Source organism: Pseudomonas sp. FSL R10-2189 (genome assembly GCF_009600325.1).
Lineage (GTDB): Bacteria > Pseudomonadota > Gammaproteobacteria > Pseudomonadales > Pseudomonadaceae > Aquipseudomonas > Aquipseudomonas helleri.
In genome coordinates, this window is record NZ_WIVZ01000008.1 from 96,100 (window position 1) to 121,112 (window position 25,013).

At 57.4% G+C, this 25,013-nt stretch carries 23 protein-coding genes and 1 tRNA gene; 10 read left to right on the forward strand and 14 right to left on the reverse strand.

Annotation, left to right across the window (positions count from 1 at the left end):
- Positions 1-66: 66 nt before the first annotated feature.
- Positions 67-363 carry a type II toxin-antitoxin system MqsR family toxin gene (locus GHO32_RS08960; protein WP_153336906.1) on the forward strand — a complete coding sequence of 99 codons (297 nt, stop codon included), beginning with the start codon at positions 67-69 and terminating at the stop codon, positions 361-363.
- A 2-nt stretch (positions 364-365) separates the two neighbouring features.
- The gene (locus tag GHO32_RS08965; RefSeq protein WP_153336907.1) at positions 366-767 is read left to right on the forward strand and encodes a type II toxin-antitoxin system MqsA family antitoxin; all 402 of its coding nucleotides are present in this window, start codon (positions 366-368) and stop codon (positions 765-767) included.
- A 254-nt stretch (positions 768-1,021) separates the two neighbouring features.
- On the opposite strand, the gene GHO32_RS27165 is transcribed toward GHO32_RS08965, so the two are convergent.
- From GHO32_RS27165 to dapA, 7 genes are all read right to left on the reverse strand, one after another.
- Positions 1,022-1,690 carry a transglycosylase domain-containing protein gene (locus tag GHO32_RS27165; protein ID WP_153338126.1) on the reverse strand — a complete coding sequence of 223 codons (669 nt, stop codon included), beginning with the start codon at positions 1,688-1,690 and terminating at the stop codon, positions 1,022-1,024.
- Complete coding sequence (locus tag GHO32_RS08975; RefSeq protein ID WP_153336849.1) at positions 1,606-2,247, reverse strand: hypothetical protein; 642 nt, start codon at positions 2,245-2,247, stop codon at positions 1,606-1,608. The genes GHO32_RS27165 and GHO32_RS08975 overlap by 85 nt, the downstream gene beginning before the upstream one ends.
- A gap of 583 nt (positions 2,248-2,830) precedes the next feature.
- Positions 2,831-2,920: transfer RNA gene (locus tag GHO32_RS08980), tRNA-Ser, on the reverse strand.
- Positions 2,921-3,012: 92 nt separating this feature from the next.
- Positions 3,013-3,726, reverse strand: a complete 714-nt coding sequence (gene purC, locus GHO32_RS08985) for a phosphoribosylaminoimidazolesuccinocarboxamide synthase (RefSeq protein WP_048368685.1) — start codon at positions 3,724-3,726, stop codon at positions 3,013-3,015.
- Positions 3,727-3,754: 28 nt separating this feature from the next.
- The gene (locus GHO32_RS08990; protein WP_153334262.1) at positions 3,755-4,513 is read right to left on the reverse strand and encodes an MBL fold metallo-hydrolase; all 759 of its coding nucleotides are present in this window, start codon (positions 4,511-4,513) and stop codon (positions 3,755-3,757) included.
- A gap of 4 nt (positions 4,514-4,517) precedes the next feature.
- The gene (bamC, locus tag GHO32_RS08995; RefSeq protein WP_153334260.1) at positions 4,518-5,633 is read right to left on the reverse strand and encodes an outer membrane protein assembly factor BamC; all 1,116 of its coding nucleotides are present in this window, start codon (positions 5,631-5,633) and stop codon (positions 4,518-4,520) included.
- A 17-nt stretch (positions 5,634-5,650) separates the two neighbouring features.
- Positions 5,651-6,529, reverse strand: a complete 879-nt coding sequence (gene dapA, locus GHO32_RS09000; protein ID WP_153334258.1) for a 4-hydroxy-tetrahydrodipicolinate synthase — start codon at positions 6,527-6,529, stop codon at positions 5,651-5,653.
- 328 nt (positions 6,530-6,857) lie between these two features.
- On the opposite strand from dapA, the gene GHO32_RS09005 reads away from it, so the two are divergent.
- Both GHO32_RS09005 and GHO32_RS09010 read left to right on the forward strand, forming a co-directional pair.
- Positions 6,858-7,418, forward strand: a complete 561-nt coding sequence (locus GHO32_RS09005) for a glycine cleavage system protein R (protein ID WP_048368689.1) — start codon at positions 6,858-6,860, stop codon at positions 7,416-7,418.
- Positions 7,419-7,432: 14 nt separating this feature from the next.
- Positions 7,433-7,906: a peroxiredoxin gene (locus GHO32_RS09010; RefSeq protein ID WP_123750256.1), complete on the forward strand. Its 474-nt coding sequence runs from the start codon at positions 7,433-7,435 to the stop codon at positions 7,904-7,906.
- A gap of 83 nt (positions 7,907-7,989) precedes the next feature.
- Here GHO32_RS09010 and queF read toward each other — a convergent pair whose 3' ends face one another.
- Complete coding sequence (queF, locus tag GHO32_RS09015; protein ID WP_153334256.1) at positions 7,990-8,820, reverse strand: NADPH-dependent 7-cyano-7-deazaguanine reductase QueF; 831 nt, start codon at positions 8,818-8,820, stop codon at positions 7,990-7,992.
- 69 nt (positions 8,821-8,889) lie between these two features.
- The gene (locus GHO32_RS09020) at positions 8,890-9,426 is read right to left on the reverse strand and encodes a plastocyanin/azurin family copper-binding protein (protein WP_178113865.1); all 537 of its coding nucleotides are present in this window, start codon (positions 9,424-9,426) and stop codon (positions 8,890-8,892) included.
- Positions 9,427-9,579: 153 nt separating this feature from the next.
- Between GHO32_RS09020 and GHO32_RS09025 the strand changes: the two genes are divergently transcribed.
- Both GHO32_RS09025 and GHO32_RS09030 read left to right on the forward strand, forming a co-directional pair.
- Positions 9,580-10,260: a heavy metal response regulator transcription factor gene (locus GHO32_RS09025; protein WP_123750253.1), complete on the forward strand. Its 681-nt coding sequence runs from the start codon at positions 9,580-9,582 to the stop codon at positions 10,258-10,260.
- Complete coding sequence (locus GHO32_RS09030) at positions 10,260-11,615, forward strand: heavy metal sensor histidine kinase (protein WP_153334253.1); 1,356 nt, start codon at positions 10,260-10,262, stop codon at positions 11,613-11,615. The genes GHO32_RS09025 and GHO32_RS09030 overlap by 1 nt, the downstream gene beginning before the upstream one ends.
- A 102-nt stretch (positions 11,616-11,717) precedes the next feature.
- Here GHO32_RS09030 and GHO32_RS09035 read toward each other — a convergent pair whose 3' ends face one another.
- The 3 genes from GHO32_RS09035 to GHO32_RS09045 form a co-directional block, all read right to left on the reverse strand.
- Positions 11,718-12,962: a lipoprotein-releasing ABC transporter permease subunit gene (locus GHO32_RS09035; protein ID WP_048389308.1), complete on the reverse strand. Its 1,245-nt coding sequence runs from the start codon at positions 12,960-12,962 to the stop codon at positions 11,718-11,720.
- Positions 12,963-13,023: 61 nt separating this feature from the next.
- Entirely contained in the window at positions 13,024-13,707 is a 684-nt protein-coding gene (gene lolD / locus GHO32_RS09040) for a lipoprotein-releasing ABC transporter ATP-binding protein LolD (RefSeq protein WP_173430604.1), read from the reverse strand.
- A gap of 7 nt (positions 13,708-13,714) precedes the next feature.
- On the reverse strand, positions 13,715-14,962 hold the full coding sequence (locus GHO32_RS09045; RefSeq protein ID WP_153334251.1) for a lipoprotein-releasing ABC transporter permease subunit: 1,248 nt from the start codon (positions 14,960-14,962) through the stop codon (positions 13,715-13,717).
- Between the two features lie 94 nt (positions 14,963-15,056).
- On the opposite strand from GHO32_RS09045, the gene GHO32_RS09050 reads away from it, so the two are divergent.
- Both GHO32_RS09050 and GHO32_RS09055 read left to right on the forward strand, forming a co-directional pair.
- Positions 15,057-15,641: a PilZ domain-containing protein gene (locus GHO32_RS09050; RefSeq protein WP_048389311.1), complete on the forward strand. Its 585-nt coding sequence runs from the start codon at positions 15,057-15,059 to the stop codon at positions 15,639-15,641.
- Positions 15,642-15,693: 52 nt separating this feature from the next.
- Positions 15,694-16,416, forward strand: a complete 723-nt coding sequence (locus tag GHO32_RS09055; RefSeq protein ID WP_048368699.1) for a glycerophosphodiester phosphodiesterase — start codon at positions 15,694-15,696, stop codon at positions 16,414-16,416.
- Between the two features lie 42 nt (positions 16,417-16,458).
- Here the strand turns inward: GHO32_RS09055 and sthA are convergent, their stop codons facing one another.
- Positions 16,459-17,853 carry a Si-specific NAD(P)(+) transhydrogenase gene (gene sthA / locus GHO32_RS09060; RefSeq protein ID WP_048389312.1) on the reverse strand — a complete coding sequence of 465 codons (1,395 nt, stop codon included), beginning with the start codon at positions 17,851-17,853 and terminating at the stop codon, positions 16,459-16,461.
- Between the two features lie 522 nt (positions 17,854-18,375).
- On the opposite strand from sthA, the gene GHO32_RS09065 reads away from it, so the two are divergent.
- Positions 18,376-19,659 (forward strand): MFS transporter, encoded by a 1,284-nt coding sequence (locus GHO32_RS09065; RefSeq protein ID WP_153334249.1) that lies wholly within the window; start codon positions 18,376-18,378, stop codon positions 19,657-19,659.
- A gap of 134 nt (positions 19,660-19,793) precedes the next feature.
- On the opposite strand, the gene GHO32_RS09070 is transcribed toward GHO32_RS09065, so the two are convergent.
- Positions 19,794-21,257: a glyceraldehyde-3-phosphate dehydrogenase gene (locus GHO32_RS09070; protein WP_153334247.1), complete on the reverse strand. Its 1,464-nt coding sequence runs from the start codon at positions 21,255-21,257 to the stop codon at positions 19,794-19,796.
- 287 nt (positions 21,258-21,544) lie between these two features.
- Here GHO32_RS09070 and mfd point away from each other — a divergent pair, with 287 nt between their 5' ends.
- Entirely contained in the window at positions 21,545-24,994 is a 3,450-nt protein-coding gene (gene mfd / locus GHO32_RS09075) for a transcription-repair coupling factor (protein ID WP_048389314.1), read from the forward strand.
- The last annotated feature ends 19 nt before the right edge of the window (positions 24,995-25,013 follow it).

Genomic DNA, 25,013 nt, shown 5'->3' on the forward strand with positions numbered 1-25,013 from the left:
GACGAATGCAGCGCTGACACAATTAACCTATTTGCCAAATAAAACCAAGTAGGTTAATTTCAGCCCATGGAGAAAAAGACCCCGCATTGCAAGCTGCACACCGTCAAAGCCTTGATTGAAGCAGGAAAGGTTCGCTCTACCCAGTCAGCACTGATCGGCGGTGCAGCCCTGGGCTTTGACTTTGACGGCATCGTCAGTGTGGTTCTGGCATTAGCCCCCACTGATTTCTATAAAAGCATGACCACGCATGCCGATCACAAAATCTGGCAAGACGTATACCGGCGTAAAACTCAAGCTGGCGAGGTCTATCTGAAACTCACGATCATTGATGATGTACTCATCGTGTCTTTCAAGGAGTTATGAACATGAAATGTCCATCTTGCGGTGCGGCAGAACTGGTGCATGACACCCGAGTTCTGTCTTATACCTACAAGAGCGAATCCACACTGATCCCGCAAGTGACCGGCGAGTTCTGCCCGGCTTGCGGTGAAGCAGTGCTGGATGCCAGCCAATCGAGTCGTGTCAGCGGCGCAATGCTGGCCTTCAACAAGCAAGTCAATGCCTCGATTGTTGATCCAGCCTTTATTACCACTGTGCGTAAAAAGCTGGACCTCGATCAACGCGAAGCCGCCGAGATTTTCGGGGGCGGTGTAAACGCATTTTCCCGCTATGAAAACGGTAAAACCAAACCGCCTCTGGCCTTGGTCAAGCTATTGAAGCTGCTTGATCATCACCCTGAGTTATTAAATGAAGTGCGCCACGGCTAATCACAGAGCGTTATTGCTCCTTGATACGGTTGCACTTCATCTACTGGCTCTTGGTTGATATCGAATACGGTTTTGATCGTGCCGTTGCGGGTGGGTACAAAGCATACAACCAGAAAACAAAAAGCCCCGCAGACCTTGATCTGCGGGGCTTTCATTTGTATGGCGGAGAGATAGGGACGTTCAGATTCATACTCCGCAGCACGTCAAAACCAACAGATACAGGTAACTGTGAGTTTTTTTGCTACAAAACTCTGCTACAAAACTGTCAAGTCTCTTTCAGCTAAAAGAACACATGCCTTCTCTCTCGCAAGCAACATTTTTATATGATTCACCCTAATGAAATGTTTTTTCGCCATGATTCCTTCTGGATTAGACGACCGAGGATACTTTAGATGGGCGACAATTATTTCATTTGTGAATTCCTGACTGTCGGCCCTCAAAACCCGCATACCCTTAATCCCTACTAGTGACACGCCATAGTAGGCCACCTTCAGATAACAAGACGCAATATCACCTTTGCTAAATTTCGAACTCAACATAACCGCCAAGACCTGCTCTCGCACTTTGCGTCTCGGACTTTTTTCGTAGCGAGCTGTTATCGTCCGAACAAATTGTTGCTCGATAGTACTTGCCCCCTGCCGCTTACCTTCCAACATACGGACCTTGATAGACCGAAGAATAGCTATCGGATCTACACCGTAGTGCATAGAGTTCCGATGATCCTCTGCAACGACCAAGGCACGAAGTAGAGAATCGGTAACCTCGGATTTATGCTTTCCTTGAAGGTAATTCACAACCGCTGCACACTTCTCTAAGTCTGAGATAATAGATTTATAATTTAGCAGTTTGACGATTGCGATTCCGCAATAGATTGGAATGGTACACACCCTATAGGATGCTCTTTGAATGGTTCTCTTCCACACAGCACACTTCCTTTTGTTTTTGCAGCAGTCGAGTAAAAAGTTCCAGAATTCAACCGATTAAAAAATCTAAATCGACGAACCTTTATAGTCATAAATGAGGTACTTTCTCGATACCTCCCTTGTTCCACTATATGAAGATTCATCACACTGCTTCCGAAATAATTCCGCTCAACCCTACCGCTGACCACACCCCTGATTTTTCTAGAGCCTTCGTATTCACAAGGCCGAACCTTGTCTATATCACCGGTCTTTTCAGTTGTTCCAGAAATGACATATCCGTCCGAAAACAAAACAAGTGTATGGAACATCCGCATTTCGCGATAAGGATTATAAGACGTATCCTCCACAGTGCTCAGCGTATAGTAGATACCTGAATAGTTCTTGGCTTTGATAAACAGCTCGCGAATGGCAAACAATAGCACTGCGACGATAATAGCTGCAGCCAACGACCCATAGTTAGAAGATTGAGTTCCAAAAAGGTGGATCGCATTGAGGCAAATTTTCAAAGTATCTTCGATTGAGGAAACCGTAACTTGCACCGCATCGCAGAAGGACATGAGGCCTCACCTACTCAATTTGAAGTGGTTGATTCGAAGGAACAAGGTACGGTTGCTTGAAAGAGCCGCCCAATTGAGTCTTGCTGGCGGTTGTTCATCGGACGTATCCATGTGCTGCGGTTCTCACCTTCCCAATTTTCCCCAGCAATAAACTTAACGTGGGGTTGCCGCGAATTGCCCAAGCAGGCAATTTGAGTTCGATATGACATTGCAGGCCCCCCTTCCATGATGGCGATATGCCCAGTCCAATTTTCGCCTGAGCCTCACCTCCCACGCAACTGTTAGTGGACCATCTACCGTACTGCTGCCGAGCCACAGCACGTCAAAAGCTCGGAGTCGCAATGCAGCATATTCGCTCGCCTACCACGCGAAGCTGGCGCCCCCGCCGTTTCGCACCTCAGACGTTTACCGAGCGCAGTGCAGTTTATAGAGGCCGAAAAGGCTGATCAGCGACTCAAAAAAAGGCAGACGAAAAAAAACAGCGATCTGATCGCTGCGGCTTGGCAAAATTTCTGCAAACCGCTGCTACAAATCGCTGCTTTTAAACCTTCGTAACCGATGGATTTACAAAGGTATTTTGTAATGGCGGAGAGATAGGGATTCGAACCCTAGGTACTGTCGCCAGTACAACGGATTTCGAATCCGTCCCATTCGGCCACTCTGGCATCTCTCCAACGGCGCGCATCATAACAACGCTTTTGATTTCAGGCAAAGCCTTTTTTCAAAAAAATCGCGTGCTATCAGTTGCTTGCGCGCGTTTACAGCTTAAAGCGGGACGCCGAGGCGGTTTGCAACTTCTTCGTAGGCTTCGATAACGTCGCCCAGGCCCTGACGGAAACGGTCTTTGTCCATTTTCTTGCCAGTGGCTTTGTCCCACAGACGGCAGCCGTCCGGGCTGAATTCGTCGCCCAGGACGATGGTGCCGTCGTGGAATACGCCGAATTCAAGTTTGAAGTCGACCAGCAGCAAGCCAGCGTCGTCGAACAGTTTGTTCAGCACGTCGTTAACTTTGAGGGACAGTTCTTTCATGCGAACCAGTTGCTCGGCTGTGCCCCAACCGAATGCCACTACGTGGGACTCGTTGATGAACGGGTCGCCCTTGGCGTCGTCCTTGAGGAACAGTTCGAAGGTGTAAGGGTTGAGCTTCATGCCCTCTTCAACACCCAGACGCTTGACCAGGCTGCCTGCCGCGTAGTTACGCACGACGCATTCAACCGGGATCATGTCGAGCTTTTTAACCAGGCATTCGTTGTCGCCCAGCAGTTTGTCGAACTGCGTCGGCACGCCGGCGGCTTCGAGTTTCTGCATGATGAAGGCGTTGAACTTGTTGTTCACCATGCCTTTACGATCGAGCTGCTCGATACGCTTGCCATCAAATGCTGAGGTGTCGTTGCGAAACAACAGGATCAAGCGGTTTTCGTCGTCAGTCTTGTAAACCGATTTCGCTTTACCGCGATAGAGTTCTTCACGTTTTTCCATGATGGGCTCCGCATGCTAAGTAGGTGGGCTAGGCGATTGTGCGCCAGTCGAGCCCTGAATCTTGATCCGCCAGTTGCAGCCAGTCCGGGTCGCACCCAAGGGTGTCGACGAAACATTGTCGGGCCAGCTGCGGCAGGTTGTTCTTGCTGCTGAGGTGGGCCAGCACCAGGTGTTGCAGGTCTTTCCAGCCCAACTCGGCCACCAGGTTTGCAGCCTGATGGTTGTTCAAATGTCCTTCCTGACCACCCACTCGCTGTTTGAGAAAGTAGGGGTAGTGACCACGGGCCAGCAGGTCGCGGCAATGGTTAGCCTCGATCATCAGTGCATCCAGATCGCGGTAGCTGTGCAGCACGCCCGCGCAATAGGAACCCAGGTCGGTCAACAAGCCAAAACGCCGCTGACCATCACTGAACACATATTGGGTGGGCTCCTGAGCATCATGCGCCACACGGGTCACACTGACGGTCAGGGCGCCGATCTGCAGCGTCTCACCATCGGCCACGAAACCGGCTGGTTCCAGTGGTTTGCGCATCCCGCGCTGAGTGCCACGGCTCATATACACCGGCAAATTGTAGCGCCGAGACAGCAAACCCACGCCATGCACGTGATCTGCATGTTCGTGGGTTACCAGAATCGCGCTCAGTTGGTGTGGGCTGACGCCTAACCGAACCAGGCGGCGCTCGGTTTCTCGCAACGAGAAACCGCAATCGACCAATACATAGGTGCTGTCGCTGGCTATCAGCGTGCCATTCCCTTGGCTACCACTGCCGAGAACGGCAAAACGCATAAAATTAGCCCAGGTTGTCTTGAATCTCGCTCAACACTTTGCGCGCCACTTCTGGCGATGCGCTCTTGTTGATGTTCTCTTCAACCGTCACTTGTACGCTGTCGCCGACCTTGCTCAGGCGAACCTGATAACGCTGGGCGCGGGCTTCAACTTCTTCCTTGCTCGGCTTGCCACCAAAGAGACCGGAGAAGAAACCAGGTTTCTCGTCCTTCTTCTCGGCTTTTTCCGCCAGGTTGATGTAGTACAGGCCCAATGTGCGGTTGATGTCTTCAACGCGCCAATCGCCTTGCTCAAGTGCACGACCGACACTGGACCAGGCACGGTCGAGGTCTTCGGTGAGGCTCAGCACCGGGTTGCCGCTGCCGTCTTCGCTCAGGGTGACACGCGCCGGGGTATCGAAGTCACGGGCTGCCAGCAACGACACCGAACCGCCCTTCTCGGCGCTGCGGCTCATGCTGATCAGCATTTCGTCAACCAGACCCGCATCCAGACCGGTGTTCACCGAGTTCTGTGTGAAATCAACATTGGCGGTGCTGCCCGCCGGGCGGTTGGCGCTGACCACGTAGATTTCGCTGGTGTTGCGCTGCACGCCAGGCTCGATACGCACCCGCAGGCGGGTTTCGCTGTCGGCAGCCAAGCCGCTGCTGGTCACGTGACGGGCAATCGGTGAGGACAATTCGCCAGCCTGCTGCCAAGCGGTGGTGAACTCGCCGGTTTGCGGGCGCTGCTCATCGATACGGAAGCCGTTGTCCTGGAAGAATTGCATCGCAACCGACCATACCTCGGACGGCACGTGCTGCGCCAACACCCAACGGCTGTCGCCGGTTTTTTGCAGGCTGTAGTCGCCGGAGCCGGCAATCGCCGCCAAGGGTTGTGGACGGGGTACTTCAAACTCGCCCTTGACGTTGTCATCCGGCACGTTGGCCGGAATCGGCAACAACGGCACCAGGCGCTTGTCAGTAACAACACCCGGTGGCAGTTTCATCGGTGCAGTTTCTTGAGCTTGCAAATAGTCGCTGCCACGGTCCCGGAAGTACCCATCTGGGCCCCACAGCCAACCGCAGCCGCTGGTGCTTGAAATAATCACGGCTAGTGCGGACAGTCCGGCCAATCGCTTCATGCGTAATGCTTCCTCAATTAAACCAGGACGCCGGACTGGCGCATGGCCTGCCGCAGCGGTTCGTGACAGGCTTCGCTGAGCCAGGTGAGCGGCAGACGGATACCGTCCGGCATCAAGCCCATCTCATGCAGCGCCCACTTCACGGGGATCGGGTTGGATTCGATAAACAGGGTTTTATTGAGCGGCATCAGTTTTTCGTGAATCTTGCGGGCCGTGTCAGCATCGCCACGCATCGCAGCGGCGCACAGATCGCTCATGTCACGCGGGGCAACGTTGGCGGTCACCGAGATATTGCCTTTGCCGCCGAGCAGGATGAGCTCTACAGCCGTGGCGTCATCACCGGAGTACACCAGGAAATCGCTGCTCACACCGGCCAGAATGGCGGGTACACGGGTCAGGTCGCCAGTGGCTTCCTTAATGCCGATGATGTTTTTCACTGTCGACAGGCGCACCACGGTTTCTGGCAGCATGTCGCACGCCGTACGGCCCGGAACGTTGTAGAGGATCTGCGGGATATCAACCGCTTCGGCAATGGCCTTGAAGTGCTGATACAAGCCCTCTTGGGTCGGCTTGTTGTAATACGGCGTCACCAGCAGGCACGCATCTGCGCCCGCGGCCTTCGCGTTGGAGGTCAGTTCGATCGCTTCACGCGTCGAGTTGGCGCCTGTACCGGCAATCACCGGAATACGCCCCGCCACCTGTTTGACGACGTGACGAATCACTTCGATGTGTTCATTCACATCCAGAGTTGCTGATTCACCTGTGGTGCCAACGGCAACAATGGCGTTGGTGCCCTCTTGCAGGTGAAAGTCCACCAGTTTGCTCAGAGCGTCCCAATCAAGACGTCCTTGTGCATCCATAGGTGTGACCAGTGCCACCATACTGCCCGCAATCATGCAACCGCTCCTGCCGGAAAAAGAGAGCCGTAATGGTACTGGCGCCATGACCCTTGCACAAGCAACAGCGCGCCTCATGAGCATTCCCCTTCGCGTTGCTTTTCGCTACCCTTCATCCTTTGATTGGTACTGATGTGTGCGAACGTCTGTTTTACAGGCCTTTATGTCAGCATTTCACACCCTGCCCCCACGCCACAGAACGCAGTTTGCCGCATGTGCAAATTGCCTGAAACGGCCTGCTGGCGGGCTTCTGCTGTTTGTTAAGGGCTTGATTCTCGACTCACACGCCATCGACCGTACTGACCGCTCATCGTTTTAGGAAGGCTGCATGTCCACCCCCACAGTCCGCGAACAATTCCTTGTCATCAGTGCACTCGGCGCCAACCCAATGGAGCTGACTAACGTCCTGTGCCGGGCCAGCCATGAAAATCGCTGCGCGGTGGTGACCTCTCGTCTGACTCGCCACGGCGAATGCAGCGCGCTGGTACTGGAAATTTCTGGCAGCTGGGACGCCCTGGCCCGCCTTGAGGCCGGCCTGCCCTCCCTGGCCAAACGCCACGCTTTCAACGTCAATGTTGTGCGCAGCGCGGCACTTGAAACTCGCCCGCAGGCACTGCCGTACGTGGCCTATGTCAGCTCGGCCTACCGCTCGGACATCATCAACGAGCTGTGCCAGTTCTTCATGGACCACAACGTTGAACTCGAAAACCTGACCTGCGACACCTATCAGGCGCCGCAAACCGGCGGCACCATGCTCAACGCCACGTTCACCGTGACCTTGCCGCCCGGTGTGCAAATCAGCTGGCTGCGCGACCAGTTCCTGGATTTCGCCGATGCCCTGAACCTCGACGCGCTGATCGAACCGTGGCGCCCACAGAACCCGATGTAAGGAAGGAACCCCTCATGGCCGTTGCACTTGACCAACCCGTAAGCGACTTCCAGATCCCGGCGACCGGCGAGAAAACCGTTAGCCTGTCGGCCCTTAAAGGCAAACAGGTGGTGATTTACTTCTACCCCAAAGACAGCACGCCGGGCTGCACCACTGAAGGCCAGGGCTTTCGTGACCATTACGCCGAGTTCCAGGCAGCCAATACCGAAGTGTTTGGCGTCTCACGGGACAGCCTCAAGTCTCACGAGAACTTCAAGGCCAAGCAGGCGTTTCCGTTTGAATTGCTGAGCGACAAGGACGAAGCCTTGTGCCAGCTGTTTGACGTGATCAAGCTGAAAAAGCTCTACGGCAAGGAATACCTGGGCGTGGATCGCAGTACCTTCCTGATCGACAAGGACGGCGTCCTGCGTCACGAATGGCGCGGCGTAAAAGTGCCAGGGCACGTTGAAGCGGTGCTGGAACAGGCCAAGCAATTAAACCAGGCCTGACCTTGTAGGAGCGAACTTGCCTCGCAATCTTTTGATCTTTTAAAGATCGCGAGACAAGCTCGCTCCTACACGATCAAATGGTTTTACTGACGAACCAACCGCAGGTTGTTGAATTCAACCGTTTCGGTACTGCGGTACGGATTGATATCCAGCCCGCCACGGCGCACGTAGCGCGCATACACGGTCAGTTTTTCGGGTTTGAGCAAACGCTGCACATCGAGAAAAATTCGCTCTACACACTGCTCATGGAAGTCTGAGTGCTGGCGAAAGCTCACCAGATACGCTAGCAAACTGGCGTGATCCAGCGCTGCACCACGGTACTCCACGACCACCGTGCCCCAGTCAGGCTGACTGGTGACCGGGCAGTTGGACTTGAGCAAGTGGCTGTACACGCTCTCCTCCACAACCTGCGATGGGTCGCACTTGAGCAACTCAGGACGCGGGTGCGCGTAATCGCTGACCGTAATGTCCAGATCATCAATGCATACACCCGGCAAAACGCCTACGCCATCTGCTTGAACGTCATTCAAGCTGCGCACGCGCACGCTCACAGGCTTACCAGAAGCGGCTGACAAATCAGCCTGCAAGGTTGCTTCCAGGGTTTGCGTGTCAGCAAACACGGTCTGGTTCAGCGAGTTCAGGTACAGCTTGAAGGATTTGGACTCAACGATGTTCGGCGAATCAGCGGCAAACGCGAATTCACCAATGGCCACCACGGGCTTGCCCGAGGGCAACAGCCACGACAGTTCGAAGCAGTTCCAAAAGTCCACCCCCACATAAGGCAGCGTGTCGGCGCTCAGCCCAAGCTCCGCCCATTTCGCCGCACGCGGGATCGGGAACAGCAAGGACGGGGTGTAGGTACTGATGTATTCACTGGACTTGCCCAGCGGCGAATGTTCGGCTGCGGGATGCATGACAAAAACCTGGCTAGAAAAACCCGGCAATTCTACAGGCTTTCAGCCCCCGCAGACGATCAGACCGATTTAAGGTGCAACTTTCAGCTGCCCCACCATGCCCGCCTGGTAATGCCCCGGCACATTGCAGGCAAATTCCAGGTTGTCGGTTTTGCTAAAGGTCCAGGTCAGTTCAGCCGTTTCACCCGGCTCCACCAGCACGCTGTTAGGGTCATCATGCTTCATGCCCGGCATGTTCATCTCGCCATGCCCCATCGCCGAGTGATCCATACCTGCGTGATTGATGCCGGTGGGCGTCAACATGCCGCTCTGCTGCATGTCGAGCATCTCTTTTTGATGCGCCGCGTGCATGGCCGCGTGCCCCAGGTTGAATTCGTGCAGCAACTGGCCTTTGTTGACCAGCACAAAACGTACGGTCTCGCCGGCTTTTACATCCAGCGTCTTGGGATTGAAGGCAATGTCGGTCATGTCGACTTCCACCGTGCGCGTGGCACTGGCGGCAGGCGCCGGATGACCAAAGTCAAAGTGTTCCCCCGGCGAGGCCATGACCGGCAAACTCAGCGCCAGCAAACAACCCGCAAGAGACAAACGCTTGTGTACCGCCATACTTACCTCCAGAAACATGCAGTCAGACTTTGTACCACCTTAAAGCGGCGCGACTGGCATTCAACTGACCGCTAGATTACAACTTTGTAAGCTTGACCCTACGAACAAATCCGCCCTGTATAAGGCTGAGGTGAATTTTGTGATGAGTTGCCCATGAAACTGCTGATTGTCGAAGACCAGGCCAAAACCGGCCAATACCTGCGCCAAGGCTTGAGCGAGGCAGGCTTTACCACCGAACTGGCCACCGACGGCATCACTGGCCAGCATTTGGCCCTGACGGGTGATTACTCGCTGCTGATTCTCGATGTAATGCTGCCCGGTCGCGACGGCTGGCAGATCTTGCAAGCGGTGCGCAGCGCCGGGCTGGATATTCCCGTGCTGTTCTTGACCGCCCGCGATGCCGTAGAAGACCGCGTGCATGGCCTTGAGCTGGGGGCCGATGATTATCTGGTCAAACCGTTCGCTTTTTCCGAGCTGCTGGCCCGAGTGCGCAGCCTGTTGCGGCGCGGCAGCAGCACCACCCAAGAAACCAGCCTGCAATTGGCCGACTTGCGCCTGGACCTGATTCGCCGCCGCGTCGAACGCGCCGGTCAGCGCATCGACCTCACCGCCAAAGAGTTTTCATTGCTGGAGTTACTGTTGCGCCGCCAGGGCGAAGTGCTGCCCAAATCGTTGATCGCCTCGCAAGTGTGGGACATGAACTTCGACAGCGACACCAACGTGATCGAAGTGGCGATTCGCCGCCTGCGCCTGAAAATCGACGACAACCATGAACACAAGTTGATACACACCGTGCGCGGCATGGGTTACGTGCTTGAAGAGCGCGCGCCCTGATGCGGCGTCTGTCACTGAGCACTCGCCTTGCCCTGCTGTTTGCCGGCTGCACGGCGGTCGTCTCGTTGTTTGCCGGGGTGCTGTTTGGCCGCGCCAGCGAGATGCACTTCGTCGAGCTTGATCAACAACTGATGGAAAGCCGCCTCGCGGTCTTGCGCAACACCCTACAAGGCGTGGACTCCCTCGGCACGTTCAAGCAACGCTTGCCGGTACTGCTGCAAGACCTCAGCCATCAGCCCGACCTGGCGGTACGAGTGCGCGACCCGGACGGCCACCTGTGGTTTGACAGCTCGACGCGCTTGCCGCTGGAGTTGCCTACCCAACCAGGGTTGGGCAGCCTGCAGATCAATGGCACCGATTACCGGGTCCTCAACCCTCGCACTGACAACCCTGATGCGCCGCAACTGACGTTATTGCTCGACATCACCCATCACCAGCACTTTCTGCAACGCATGCAGCACTTGATCTGGATGACGGTCGGGCTTTCGGCGCTGGCCACCGCTCTGCTCGGCGCCTGGGCGGCCCGTAGTGGCTTGCGCCCGCTGCGCCGCATGAGCGCGATTGCTGGCAGCGTGTCAGCCGACTCGCTGAATGCACGCCTGCCCCACGCACAGATGCCGCCCGAACTGGCGGAACTGGCGATCGCCTTCAACGCCATGCTGGAGCGACTCGACGACTCTTTTCAGCGCCTGTCGGCGTTCTCCGCCGATATTGCCCATGAACTGCGCACGCCGCTGTCCAACGTACTGACCCACACCCAAGTCACCCTGACCCGGCCGCGAGACATCGAAGCCTACAAAGAAGCGCTGCACAGCAACCTTGAAGAGCTGCAATGGATGGCCCAACTGGTCAACGACATGCTGTACCTGGCCAAGGCCGACCATGGCTTGCTGACCCCGCGCCGCGAGCCCTTGGAGCTGGCCAATGAAGTGGAGTCGCTACTGGAATTTTATGCGCTGTTGGCTGAAGACTCACAGATCGAACTGACCCGCGAAGGTCGCGCCCGGATCGCCGGAGACCGCAGCATGTTGCGGCGCGCCCTTTCCAACCTGCTGGATAACGCCTTGCGTTACACACCGGCTGGCGGGGCGATCAAGGTGGTGATCAGCGAAGCGGCGACCGCTGTGCGCATCAGCCTGTCCAACACCGGCCCCGGGATCAGCGCCGATTTGCTGCCGCGATTGTTTGACCGTTTTTACCGGGCCGACCCGGCGCGCAGCGAAGGCAGTAGCGAACATGCAGGTTTGGGGTTGGCCATCACCCAATCGATCATTCGCGCCCATGGCGGGCAGATCAGGTGTGAATCGCAGGAAGGCTGGACACAGTTTGTGATTGAATTGCCCTGTCATGCCTGACATCCCTCTGTAGGAGCGAGCTTGCTCGCGATCTTTTAAAGATCAAAAGATCGCGAGGCAATCGAGCGTCGACCGGCTTCTCCTACAGAGGGCCAGGGTAGATCAGGAATACCGCAACGCGTGCGCAGGCTCGATCTTGGCCGCGCGGTAAGCCGGGTACAAGGTCGCCAAAAAGCTCAACAAAAACCCCGCACCGCAGATCAATGCGACGTCGCCACCTTGCAGCTCTGACGGCAGGTTGCTGACGAAGTACACGTCCGAGCTGAAAATATGCTGCCCGGAAATCCGTTCGATCCAGCCCACCAGTTCGCTGACATTCAAGGCGGCTATCACGCCCAGTACGCCGCCGATCAAGGTGCCGACGATGCCGATCACGGTACCCTGCACCATGAAAATCGCCATGATCTGACGTGGTGTCGCGCCGATGGTGCGCAAGATCGCGATGTCCGCGCCCTTGTCGTTCACCACCATGATCAAGGTGGCGATGATGTTGAACGCCGCCACGGCGACAATCATCAGCAGCAACAGGCCGATCATGGTTTTTTCCATTTTCATGGCGCTGAACAGGCTGCCCTGGGTATGGGTCCAGTCATCAGCCTTGTAGTCCGCGCCCAGCCCGGCAGCAATTTGCTGCGACACTTTTGGCGCTGCGTACAAGTCTTTGACCGCAAGGCGTACGCTCTGCACCTGGTTTGGCTGCCAATGCTGGATGGTCGCAGCATCGGCCATGTTGACCAGGCCCATCGAACCATCCAGCTCAGCGCCGACCTTGAAGATGCCGACCACGTTCAAACGCTGCAAGCGCGGGGTAATCCCGCCGGGTGCGGTGCTGGCCTCGGGTACGATCAAGGTGATTTTGTCACCGACGCTCAAGCGAAAACGCCGCGCCGTGATATCCCCCAGCACAACACCGAACTCGCCCGGCTTAAGGTCTTCAAGCTTGCCCTGCACGATGTGCTTGGCGACGATGGACACCTGCCCTTCCAATGCAGGATCCACACCGCTGATCTGGATCGGTTGCATCGAGCCTTTGTACGACAACATGCCGTCCATCTCGGTAAACGGCACAGCCGCCGTCACTTCCGGGTTTTTCATCGCCGCTTCGGCCACCGGGCGCCAGTCATCGATCGGCTTGACGCCAACGATGGTTGCGTGCGGCACCATGCCGAGGATGCGGTTACTCATTTCACGCTGAAAACCGTTCATCACCGACAACACCACGATCATCGCCAGCACGCCCAGGGCGAGGCCGATCATCGAGGTCATGGAGATAAACGAAACAAAACGATTGCGGCGCTTGGCGCGGGTATAGCGCGTGCCGATAAAAATCGATAACGGTCTGAACATTCGCGGGCACCGTATAAAAATAAAAGGCCCGACGCCGTGATTCAGCGTCGGGCTTGGCCGATCAAATCGCGGTCAGGCGACCTTCTTGAAGGTGCAACACGCGATCCATCTGCCGGGCCAGGTTCATGTCGTGGGTCACCACAAGGAACGCGGTACGCATCGAGGTGCTGAGTTCCAGCATCAAATCCTGAATGCCTTGCGCGGTGTGCGAGTCGAGGTTACCGGTGGGCTCATCGAGCATCACCAGCCCCGGCTTGTTAACCAGTGCACGGGCAATTGCCACACGCTGGCGCTCACCACCCGACAGCTCGGCGGGCTTGTGCTCAAGGCGATGGCCCAGGCCGACACGGGTCAGCAACGCGGTGGCACGCTCGCGCGCCTCGGGGATCGGGGTTTTGCCGATCAACAGCGGCATGCACACGTTCTCAAGTGCGGTGAACTCCGGCAGCAAGTGGTGGAACTGGTACACAAAGCCCAGCGAGCGGTTACGCAGCAGGCCACGGGCCTTTTCACCCAGCGCCGACAACTCTTCGCCGGCCAGCCACACGCTGCCGGTGGTCGGGGTATCGAGGCCGCCGAGCAGGTTCAGCAAGGTACTTTTACCCGAGCCCGAGGTACCGACAATCGCCACGCGCTCACCCGGGTGCAGCTCTAACTGCAGGCCCGATAACACCACCACCGACTCCGGACCTTCCTCATAGGCCTTGCCCAGGTCGCGGCAACTCAACACTGCTTGTTCTTTCATGCCCAACTCACTCATAACGAAGCGCCTGCGCAGGCTGGGTGCGCGCAGCACGCCAGGCCGGGTACAAGGTCGCGAGGAAACTCAGAACCAACGCTGCACCGCACACCATCAACACATCCTGCGCCTGCAATTGCGACGGCAGGTAGTCGATGAAGTACACGTCAGCATTGAGAAACTTGTGACCGATCAGGCCTTCGAGGGCCGAAATCGCAGCGCTTACATTCAGCGCGGCAAGGATGCCCACCACCGCGCCGATGGCCGTGCCAACCACGCCAATCACCGTGCCCTGCACCATAAAGATCGCCATGATGGTGCCCGGTGTCGCGCCCAAGGTACGCAGAATGGCGATGTCGCCTTTCTTGTCATTGACCACCATCACCAGCGTGGAAATGATGTTGAACGCCGCGACAGCCACGATCAGCAACAACAGCAGGCCGATCATGGCTTTTTCCATGCGGATGGCCTGGTACAGGTTGCCGTGGGTACGGGTCCAGTCACGGGCATAATAGCTGTCACCCAAATGCTGGGCGATTTCCCACGCGCCGCGCGGGGCCTCGAACAAATCACCGAACTTGAGGCGCAAGCCCTGTACCTGATCAGGCTTCCAGCGCTGCATGCGCGCCAGGTCCTGCAAGTTGGTCAGGCCAAGGTAGCCATCGATCTCACCCGCGCCAACATGGAAAATGCCCTGCACCGTAAAACGCTTCATGCGCGGGAACATGCCGGCCGGGGTCACAGACACTTCCGGGGCCACGAAGGTCAGCTTGTCGCCCACACCCACGCCCAGCGCCTTGGCGGCCTTGTCACCAATAATGATGCCGAAGCTGCCGGGCGTCAGGGAGTCGAGCTGCCCCTCCTGCATGAAGTGATCGATGATCGAGACCTTGCGCTCCTGCACCGGGTCGATGGCATTGAGCAGCACTTTCTGCACATTGCCATCGTGGGTCAGCAACCCCTGCATCTGGGTAAACGGCGCAACCGCCTGCACTTTCGGGTTCTGCTGAACCTTGGCGGCCAGGCTTTGCCAGTCTGTGATCGGTTGATCGCCGACAATAGTCGCGTGGGGCACCATGCCCAGCACGCGGGTGCGCATCTCATGATCGAAGCCGTTCATCACCGAGAGCACGACAATCATCACGACCACGCCAAGGGCGAGCCCGATCATTGAAGTCAGGGAAATGAACGACACAAAATGATTGCGACGCTTTGCACGGGTATAACGCGTGCCAATAAATACGAAGAGAGGTCTGAACATGTCGGGGCTTGTTCTGGGGAAAAGAAGGCGTCCTTGTGGCGGGGCCTGATAAGCAGCTTTACACTCTGACCACAGCCGCCATCATGGGTTCGCCATGTCGACATTAGATGAAGCAAATCGCCGCGAATACTACCGTATCGAGGATGTGATCGCACTGGAAATCACCCCACTGTCGGCCGCCGAGGTCGACAGCGGTAAAGTGTTGCAGGATGCATCCCCGCTCTTCAATTTGCTCAGTGAATTGCACCTCAGCGAATTCGAGTCCCAACACCTGTTGCGCCAGATCAGCGAGCGCGACCGCACGCTGTCCAGTTACCTTAAAACCCTGAACAAACGCGTCGACCTGCTCAGCCAGATCGTCGCGCAAACCGTGCTGGGTAAAGTCGGCGAACTGCAGCCAGTCACCCTGTCCGAAGGCGGCATCGACTTTCACCACCCGCAAGCGTACCCGGTTGATAGCCATGTATCGGTCAAGCTGGTGCTGATGCCGCAAGCATTGGGGTTGTTGCTGCGCGCACGGATCGTTGAATGCCGGGCCGACGCCGGGCGTTATTGGATAGCGACAGAATTTGAAGCACTGAGCGAAACCCAGCGCCAATTGCTGGCACGCCATATTTTGCAAAAACAGGCTCAGGCACGGCGCCTGGCGCGCGACTTAGACGATCCAACGACCGAGTAAGCCCTCAACGGCCTCTCTGTAGACGCAGTGAATGCTGCATAAAGGAGCAATTGTGACCCTGATTTATGGCCATCGCGGCGCCAAAGGCGAAGCACCGGAAAACACCCTTGCCAGCTTTGAGCAATGCCTCAAGCACGGCGTTCGTCGTTGCGAACTGGATTTGCACTTGTCCAAAGATGGCGAGTTGATGGTGATCCACGACCCGACCCTCAAACGCACCACCGATCGACGCGGCAAGGTGATTGAACAAACCGCTGCCGACCTGGTGACCTATGACGCGCGTAAAGGCGGCCCGGGCTGGGTGCATCCGTGCCCGATCCCGCGTTTGGAAGAACTGTTTGAAAAGTGCAACTTTGAGCACTGGCAACTGGAAGTCAAAAGCGCCTCGCGCACCCGCGCTGCCACCACCGTACTGGCAATCCGCGAAATGGCTGAACGCCATGGCCTGATGGACAAAGTCACCGTCACCTCCAGCTCGCGGGAAGTGCTCAAGGCCGCGCTGGAACTGACCCCGGACCTGTCACGCGGCCTGGTAGCCGAGTACGCCTGGCTCGACCCGCTGAAGGTCGCCCAGAATTACGGTTGCGAGATGCTGGCGTTGAACTGGACACTCTGCACGCCTGAACGTCTGGCCAAGGCTCAACGCCAGGGCTTGCATGTGTCGGTATGGACAGTCAACGAGCCTGCACTGATGCGCAGACTCGCTGATTTCGGCGTCGACAGCCTGATTACAGACTTTCCCGGTTTGGCCACTGCCACCCTTGGGAATGGCTGAAATCGGTCTCCCCGGCCGGCTCAGGCCACCGGCCGGAGCCACTTAAAAAAGCCGGTTGAGGCCATCGTAAGCGGCTACCCGATAGGCTTCGGCCATGGTCGGGTAGTTGAACGTGGTGTTCACGAAGTACTTCAGGGTGTTCAGTTCGCCCGGCTGGTTCATGATCGCCTGACCGATGTGCACGATCTCTGAAGCCTGATAACCGAAGCAATGAACGCCCAGTACTTCAAGGGTTTCGCGATGGAACAGGATTTTCAGCATGCCCTGAGGCTCGCCGGCAATCTGTGCACGCGCCATGCTCTTGAAGAACGCTTTGCCCACTTCGTACGGTACTTTGGCCTGGGTCAGCTCCTGCTCGTTCTTGCCGATCGAGCTGATCTCCGGAATGGTGTAAATACCGGTCGGTACGTCATTGACGAAGCGCCAGCTGCCATTGTCGACAATGCTGCCGGCGGCAGAACGACCCTGGTCGTGAGCCGCACTGGCCAGGCTTGGCCAGCCGATCACATCGCCTGCGGCATAGATGTTCGGCACGTCGGTGCGGTAGTTTTCATCCACATGCACTTGGCCACGGCCATTGGCCTTGAGGCCGACGTTTTCCAGGCCCAGTTGGTCGGTGTTGCCGGTACGGCCGTTGCACCAGAGCAAGGCGTCTGCCTTGATCTTTTTGCCGGACTTGAGGTGCAGGATCACACCGTTTTCAACGCCTTCAACCCGCTCGTACTCTTCATTGTGGCGAACAGTCACGTTGTTGTTGCTGAAGTGGTAGCTCAAGGCCTGGGAGATTTCGGCGTCGAGGAAGCTGAGCAATTGCCCGCGGTTGTCGACCAGCTCAACCAATACACCCAGACCGCTGAAGATCGATGCGTATTCGCAACCGATCACGCCAGCGCCGTAAATGATCAACTTGCGCGGGGTGTGGCCCAGACTGAGGATGGTGTCGCTATCGTAGATACGCGAATGGGTGAAATCGATATCGGCCGGGCGATAAGGGCGCGAGCCGGTGGCGATGATGATTTGCTTGGCGATCAGGGTTTCAACCACGCCGTTGGGGCACACCACCTGAATGGACTGTTCGTCGTTGAAGCTGCCGATACCGAAGAACAGGTCAACGCGGTTGCGCGCGTAGTAACCGGTGCGCGAGGCCACTTGCTTGGAAATGACTTTTTCAGCGCTTTTAAGCACGTCCGGGAACGAGAACCAACGCGGCTCACCAATGGCCCGGAACATCGGGTTGGTGTTGAACTGCATGATCTGGCGAACCGAGTGACGCAAGGCTTTGGACGGGATCGTGCCCAAGTGCGTGCAGTTGCCGCCGACCTGACGCCGGCTGTCGACCATCGCAACCTTGCGCCCTGCTTTAGCGGCGTTCATTGCCGCGCCTTCTCCTGCAGGGCCAGAGCCCAGTACCACTACATCGTAGTTGTAGACAGCCATGCGTACTCCTCAGAACAGGCCGTGGCACCGCTTTGGGCACCTACGGCTAAATCATGTCGCGGCCAGCGCCATGAAGGATCAAAACGTGGGGCACAGTCTATAGAAGCCTGACCGCGGCGAACATTAACCCTTGGTCTTGTCGTAGGCTAATTTTGTCTGCACTACATCACCGCTTGCATTTCACCCTCATGTCAGCCTCGCCAAAAGCAGCCCTCGCTGTAAAACACGAGAGCGGTGATACACGTAATGTTGCGTTCATCTTGCGCGCCAAAAATCATCAAAAGACCAAAATCCGCCGGAGCATCTCGCTCACCCGCCAGCATCCATCAAAAAAAATCGCCAGCCTTTGCGGGCCCTTAGCCCTTGAATCCGACGCGCAACAGCAACAAAAGTTGCCTGGACGGCCTGATACACATATCGTTACAAAACTGTTTTGTACAACGGCGTGCGCCTTGATCTTGCAGTGTGGACAAGCAACAAACATGGATTACGCATAAAACAGATAACAGCGGGTGATTTCTGATGGCCTCCAGTACAGGCAAAGGCAAAGCGATTTTTCGCGTTGTCAGCGGCAACTTTCTCGAAATGTTCGACTTCATGGTCTTTGGCTTTTACGCCACGGCCATTGCCAAAACCTTCTTCCCCAGCGACAGCGCTTTCGCATCTTTAATGCTTGCCCTGGCGACCTTTGGCGCCGGTTTCCTGATGCGTCCATTGGGCGCTATTTTTCTGGGCGCCTACATCGACCGCCACGGCCGTCGTAAAGGTTTGATCATTACCCTGGCCCTGATGGCCATGGGTACCGTATTGATTGCCTGCGTACCGGGTTATGCCACCCTGGGCGTCGCGGCACCGCTGCTAGTGTTGCTCGGCCGTCTGTTGCAAGGCTTCTCGGCGGGCGTGGAGTTGGGCGGCGTATCGGTGTACCTGGCGGAAATCGCCACACCGGGCCGCAAGGGCTTCTTCGTGAGCTGGCAGTCCGCGAGCCAACAGGCTGCGGTGGTTTTCGCAGGCTTGATGGGCGTTGGCCTGAACCACTGGCTGAGCCCGGAAGACATGGGTGACTGGGGCTGGCGGATTCCGTTTTTGGTCGGCTGCATGATCGTGCCGGTGATCTTTGTCATCCGTAAGTCCATGGAAGAAACACCGGAGTTCGAAGCCCGCAAACATCGCCCTACCCTGCGCGAAATCATCACCTCCATCGGCCAGAACTTTGGCCTGGTACTGGGCGGTATGGCGCTGGTGGTCATGACCACCGTGTCTTTCTACCTGATCACCGCCTACACCCCGACCTTTGGCAAGACCGAACTGCACCTGTCAGATCTTGAAGCGTTGCTGGTGACCGTCTGTATTGGCCTGTCGAACTTTATCTGGCTGCCGATCATGGGCGCACTGTCTGACAAAATCGGTCGCCGGCCGCTGCTGCTGGGCGCAACCATTCTTGCCATCCTCACCGCCTACCCGGCCTTGTCCTGGCTGGTGGCCAACCCGAGCTTCAGCCACTTGCTGATCGTGGAGTTGTGGTTGTCGTTCCTGTACGGCTCGTACAACGGCGCGATGGTGGTTGCCCTGACCGAAATCATGCCCGCAGAAGTGCGCACCACAGGCTTCTCACTGGCTTACAGCCTGGCCACTGCAACCTTCGGCGGCTTTACCCCGGCCGCGTGCACCTACCTGATCCACGCCCTGGACAACAAAGCAGCGCCTGGCCTGTGGCTCACCGGTGCAGCCGTGCTGGGCCTGATTGCCACCGTGGCGCTGTTTCGCGGTAACAAGCACCAGTTGCGCGTGGCGCAAGCGGCTTAAGCGGACCTGCACATGTCTCGCGATCTTTTGATCGTTTAAAAGATCGCGAGGCAAGCTCGCTCCTACAGAGTTTTTAAATGCCGCACACAAAAACGCCCCGAACCAGTCGGGGCGTTTTTAGTTGCAGCGAGTGCTTAGCGCGGGAACGCTGGCGGGTTAACCCCGGCCATGTCTTCCATCACACGCACTACCTGGCAGCTGTAACCGAATTCGTTGTCGTACCACACGTACAGCACAACGCGGTTGTCATTGCAGATAGTCGCTTCAGCATCCACCACACCGGCGTGACGCGAACCTACGAAGTCAGTCGATACCACTTCCTGGGAGCTCACGAAGTCGATTTGCTTGTGCAGATCGGAGTGCAGCGCCATGTGACGCAGGTAGTCGTTCATTTCTTCGCGGGTTGCCGGCTTCTCAAGGTTCAGGTTGAGAATGGCCATCGACACGTTTGGCGTTGGAACACGGATCGCGTTACCGGTCAGCTTGCCAGCCAGCTCAGGCAATGCCTTGGCAGCAGCTGTCGCAGCACCGGTCTCGGTGATGACCATGTTCAGCGCAGCGCTACGGCCACGGCGATCGCCTTTGTGGAAGTTGTCGATCAGGTTCTGGTCGTTGGTGTACGAGTGAACAGTCTCAACGTGACCGTTGACGATACCGAACTTGTCGTTGACAGCCTTGAGCACCGGCACGATGGCGTTGGTGGTGCAGGATGCCGCCGAAACGATCTTGTCGTCTGCGGTGATTTCGCCGTGGTTGATGCCGTGAACGATGTTCTTCAGCTTGCCTTTACCCGGCGCAGTCAGAACAACGCGGTCGATACCCGGGCACTGCAAGTGCTGACCCAGGCCGTCGGCGTCACGCCATACACCGGTGTTATCCACCAGCAGGGCGTTCTGAATGCCGTACTGGGTGTAGTCCACCTCAGTCGGGTTCTTCGCGTAGATCACCTGGATCAGGTTACCGTTGGCGGTGATGGTGTTGTTTTCTTCATCGACCACGATGGTGCCGTCGAACGGACCATGTACCGAGTCACGACGCAGCAGGCTGGCGCGCTTGACCAGATCGTTTTCGGCGCCTTTGCGCACAACGATGGCACGCAGACGCAGGCCGTCGCCGCCACCGGTTTTTTCGATCAGGATACGTGCCAGCAGACGGCCGATACGACCGAAGCCGTACAGCACAACGTCAGTGCCTTTACGTGCAGAAGCGTTTTGCTGACCAACCACATCGGCCAGTTCTTCGCGAACAAACTGCTCGGCCGTACGGCCATTGCCTTCAGCCTTGAACTTGACTGCCAGCTTGCCCAGGTCTACCGACGCGGCGCCGAGCTTGAGCTCGCTCATCGCTTTGAGCAGCGGGAAAGTTTCGTGCACGGACAATTCGCTGTCATCGGACTGGCGATGACGGGCAAAGCGGTGCGCTTTGAGAATCGCAATGACTGAACGGTTGATCAGGCTGCGGCCATAGATAGAACTCACCACATTGTTATTGCGGTAAAGCTGACCGATGAGCGGAATCATCGCTTCTGCGAGTGCTTCACGGTCGATCCATTCACCAAGACACTGGTCGGGCTTCTGAGTCACGGGAACCTTCCACATGTAGGGGCTGAAAAAAGGGGCTACATTATGCAGTTGTGTCCAGACATGGGCAATGCACGCCTGTCACACACCTCAACTGAAACGTTTAAGCACCAATAAATAAAGGTAAATAATTTTCTAACAATGGGCTTTTTTGCGGCTTTAAGCCGCCCTGCAACGCCCTCTGGCCCAGTGTTTTACGCCTTGAAGCGGTGAATTCAAGACTCCATTAAAGACGGCAACTGACAGCCATCCCCTTGGCCGTTACACTTAGCCTCTTTGCCGCAACGCTTGGAGCTCAACCTTCCGTGCCCGTCCTGCGTCTACCCAAACTCCCTGCTACGGCAGGTAAACAGCACTGGAGCAATCTGCCCGGTGCTGCCCTGAGCCTCGCCATTGCCGAGGCCGCCAGCGCCGCCAAGCGCTTCACCCTGCTCCTGACTGCCGACAGCCAAAGCGCTGAACGCCTTGAGCAGGAACTACGCTTTTTCGCCCCCGAACTGCCGGTGCTGCATTTCCCCGACTGGGAAACCCTGCCCTACGACTTGTTCTCGCCGCATCAGGACATCATTTCCCAGCGCATTGCCAGCCTCTACAGGCTGCCAGAGCTGGACCACGGTGTTTTGGTAGTGCCGATCACTACCGCCCTACATCGCCTGGCGCCGACCAAGTTCCTGCTGGGCAGCAGCCTGGTGCTGGACGTGGGGCAAAAGCTTGATGTCGAACAAATGCGCACGCGCCTTGAGGCCAGCGGTTATCGCTGCGTTGACACGGTGTATGAGCATGGCGAGTTCGCCGTGCGCGGTGCGTTGATCGACCTGTTCCCGATGGGCAGCAAACTGCCTTACCGGATCGACCTGTTCGACGATGAAATCGAGACCCTGCGCACCTTCGACCCGGAGACCCAGCGCTCTATCGACAAAGTGGAGTCGGTGCGCTTGCTGCCGGCCCGCGAGTTCCCACTGCAAAAAGACGCCGTGACCCGCTTCAAGGCGCGCTTTCGCGAGCGCTTCGATGTCGACTTCCGTCGCTGCCCGATCTTTCAGGACCTGACCAGCGGGATCACCCCGGCGGGGATCGAGTATTACCTGCCGCTGTTTTTCGACGAAACCTCGACGCTGTTCGACTACCTGCCGGGGGACACGCAAGTGTTCTCGCTGCCAGGTATCGAGCAGGCGGCAGAGAACTTCTGGTCGGATGTGCGCAACCGCTACGAAGAACGTCGCATTGATCCGTCGCGCCCGTTGTTGCCCCCGGCCGAATTGTTCCTGCCAGTTGAAGACTGCTTTGCCCGGCTTAAAAGCTGGCCACGCGTGGTCGCCAGCCAGGACGACATCGACGCAGGCAGCGGTCGCGAACGCTTCCCGGCGCAACCGCTGCCGAACCTCGCCATTGAAGCCAAGGCCAACCAGCCGCTGGCGGCGTTGTCCGGCTTTCTCGAGCAATTTGATGGCCGCGTGCTGTTCACCGCCGAATCGGCCGGGCGCCGCGAAGTGCTGCTCGAATTGCTCGAACGCCTGAAGCTGCGGCCGAAAAACGTCGACAACTGGCCGGACTTCGTCGCCAGCAAACATCGCCTGGCGATCACCATCGCCCCGCTGGATGAAGGCTTGCTGCTGGATGACCCGGCGCTGGCGCTGATCGCCGAAAGCCCGCTGTTCGGGCAACGCGTCATGCAACGTCGACGCCGTGAAAAACGCGCCGACGCCAACAACGACGCAGTGATCAAAAACCTCACCGAACTGCGCGAAGGCGCGCCGGTGGTGCACATTGACCACGGCGTGGGCCGTTATCAGGGATTGGCGACGCTGGAAGTCGACAATCAGGTGGCCGAATTCCTCACCCTCGAATACGCCGAGGGCGCCAAGCTGTATGTGCCGGTGGCCAACTTACACCTGATTGCCCGCTATACCGGCAGCGATGACGAACTGGCGCCATTGCACCGACTGGGCTCCGAGACTTGGCAAAAAGCCAAACGCAAGGCCGCCGAACAAGTACGTGACGTGGCCGCCGAGCTGCTCGACATCTACGCCCGCCGCGCCGCCCGCGAAGGCCATGCGTTTGCCGACCCGAAGGCCGATTACGCCACCTTCAGTGCCGGCTTCCCGTTTGAAGAAACCCCTGACCAGCAAACCACCATCGAAGCCGTGCGCGCCGACATGTTGTCGCCCAAGCCGATGGACCGTCTGGTGTGTGGCGATGTGGGCTTCGGTAAAACCGAGGTGGCCATGCGTGCGGCCTTTATTGCCGTGCACGGCGGCCGTCAGGTGGCGATTCTGGTGCCAACCACCCTGCTAGCCCAACAGCACTACAACAGCTTCCGCGACCGTTTTGCCGACTGGCCGGTGCGCGTTGAGGTAATGAGCCGCTTCAAGTCCGCCAAAGAGATCAACCAGGCTGTGGCCGACCTGGCCGAAGGCAAGATCGACATCGTGATCGGCACGCACAAGTTGCTGCAGGACGACGTCAAAATCAAAAACCTGGGGCTGGTGATCATCGACGAAGAACACCGCTTCGGTGTACGTCAAAAAGAACAGCTCAAGGCCCTGCGCAGCGAAGTCGACATTCTGACCCTCACCGCAACGCCGATCCCGCGCACGCTGAACATGGCGGTGTCGGGCATGCGTGACCTGTCGATCATCGCCACGCCACCGGCGCGCCGGCTGTCGGTGCGCACCTTCGTCATGGAACAAAACAACAGCACGGTCAAAGAGGCCCTGCTGCGTGAATTGCTCCGTGGTGGCCAGGTGTACTACCTGCACAACGACGTCAAAAGCATCGAAAAATGTGCGGCCGAACTGGCAGCTCTGGTACCAGAAGCGCGGATCGGCATCGGCCACGGGCAGATGCGCGAAAGCGAGCTCGAACAGGTGATGAGCGACTTCTACCACAAGCGCTTTAACGTGCTGATCGCGTCGACCATTATCGAAACCGGTATCGACGTGCCGAGCGCCAACACCATCATCATCGAGCGCGCAGACAAATTCGGCCTGGCGCAGTTGCACCAATTGCGCGGCCGTGTCGGACGCAGTCACCACCAGGCCTACGCCTACCTGTTGACGCCACCGCGCCAGCAAATCACCGGCGACGCGCAAAAGCGCCTCGAAGCCATCGCCAACACCCAGGACCTGGGTGCCGGTTTTGTGCTGGCCACCAACGACCTGGAAATCCGTGGTGCGGGCGAGCTGCTCGGCGACGGCCAAAGCGGCCAGATCCAGGCGGTCGGTTTTACCCTGTACATGGAAATGCTCGAGCGCGCGGTCAAGTCGATTCGCAAGGGCGAGCAGCCCAACCTTGAGCAGCCGCTGGGCGGCGGGCCGGAAATCAACCTGCGCGTCCCGGCATTGATCCCGGAGTCGTACCTGCCGGATGTGCATGCGCGCCTGATCCTCTACAAGCGCATTGCCTCGGCCACCGACGAAGACGGCCTCAAGGACTTGCAGGTCGAGATGATCGACCGCTTTGGCCTGCTCCCGGAGCCGACGAAGAACCTGGTGCGCATTACATTGCTCAAATTGCAGGCCGAACAACTGGGCATCAAGAAGATCGACGCCGGGCCACAAGGCGGGCGTGTCGAGTTTGCCTCCGACACACCGGTTGATCCGCTGACCTTGATCAAACTGATCCAAAGCCAGCCCAACCGCTATAAATTCGAAGGCGCCACGCTGTTTAAATTTATGGTGCCGATGGAACGTCCGGACGAGCGCTTCAATGTCATCGAGGCCCTCCTGGAGCGCCTCACGCCGAAGTCATCGTAATGGGACCTGCGCAATGAAA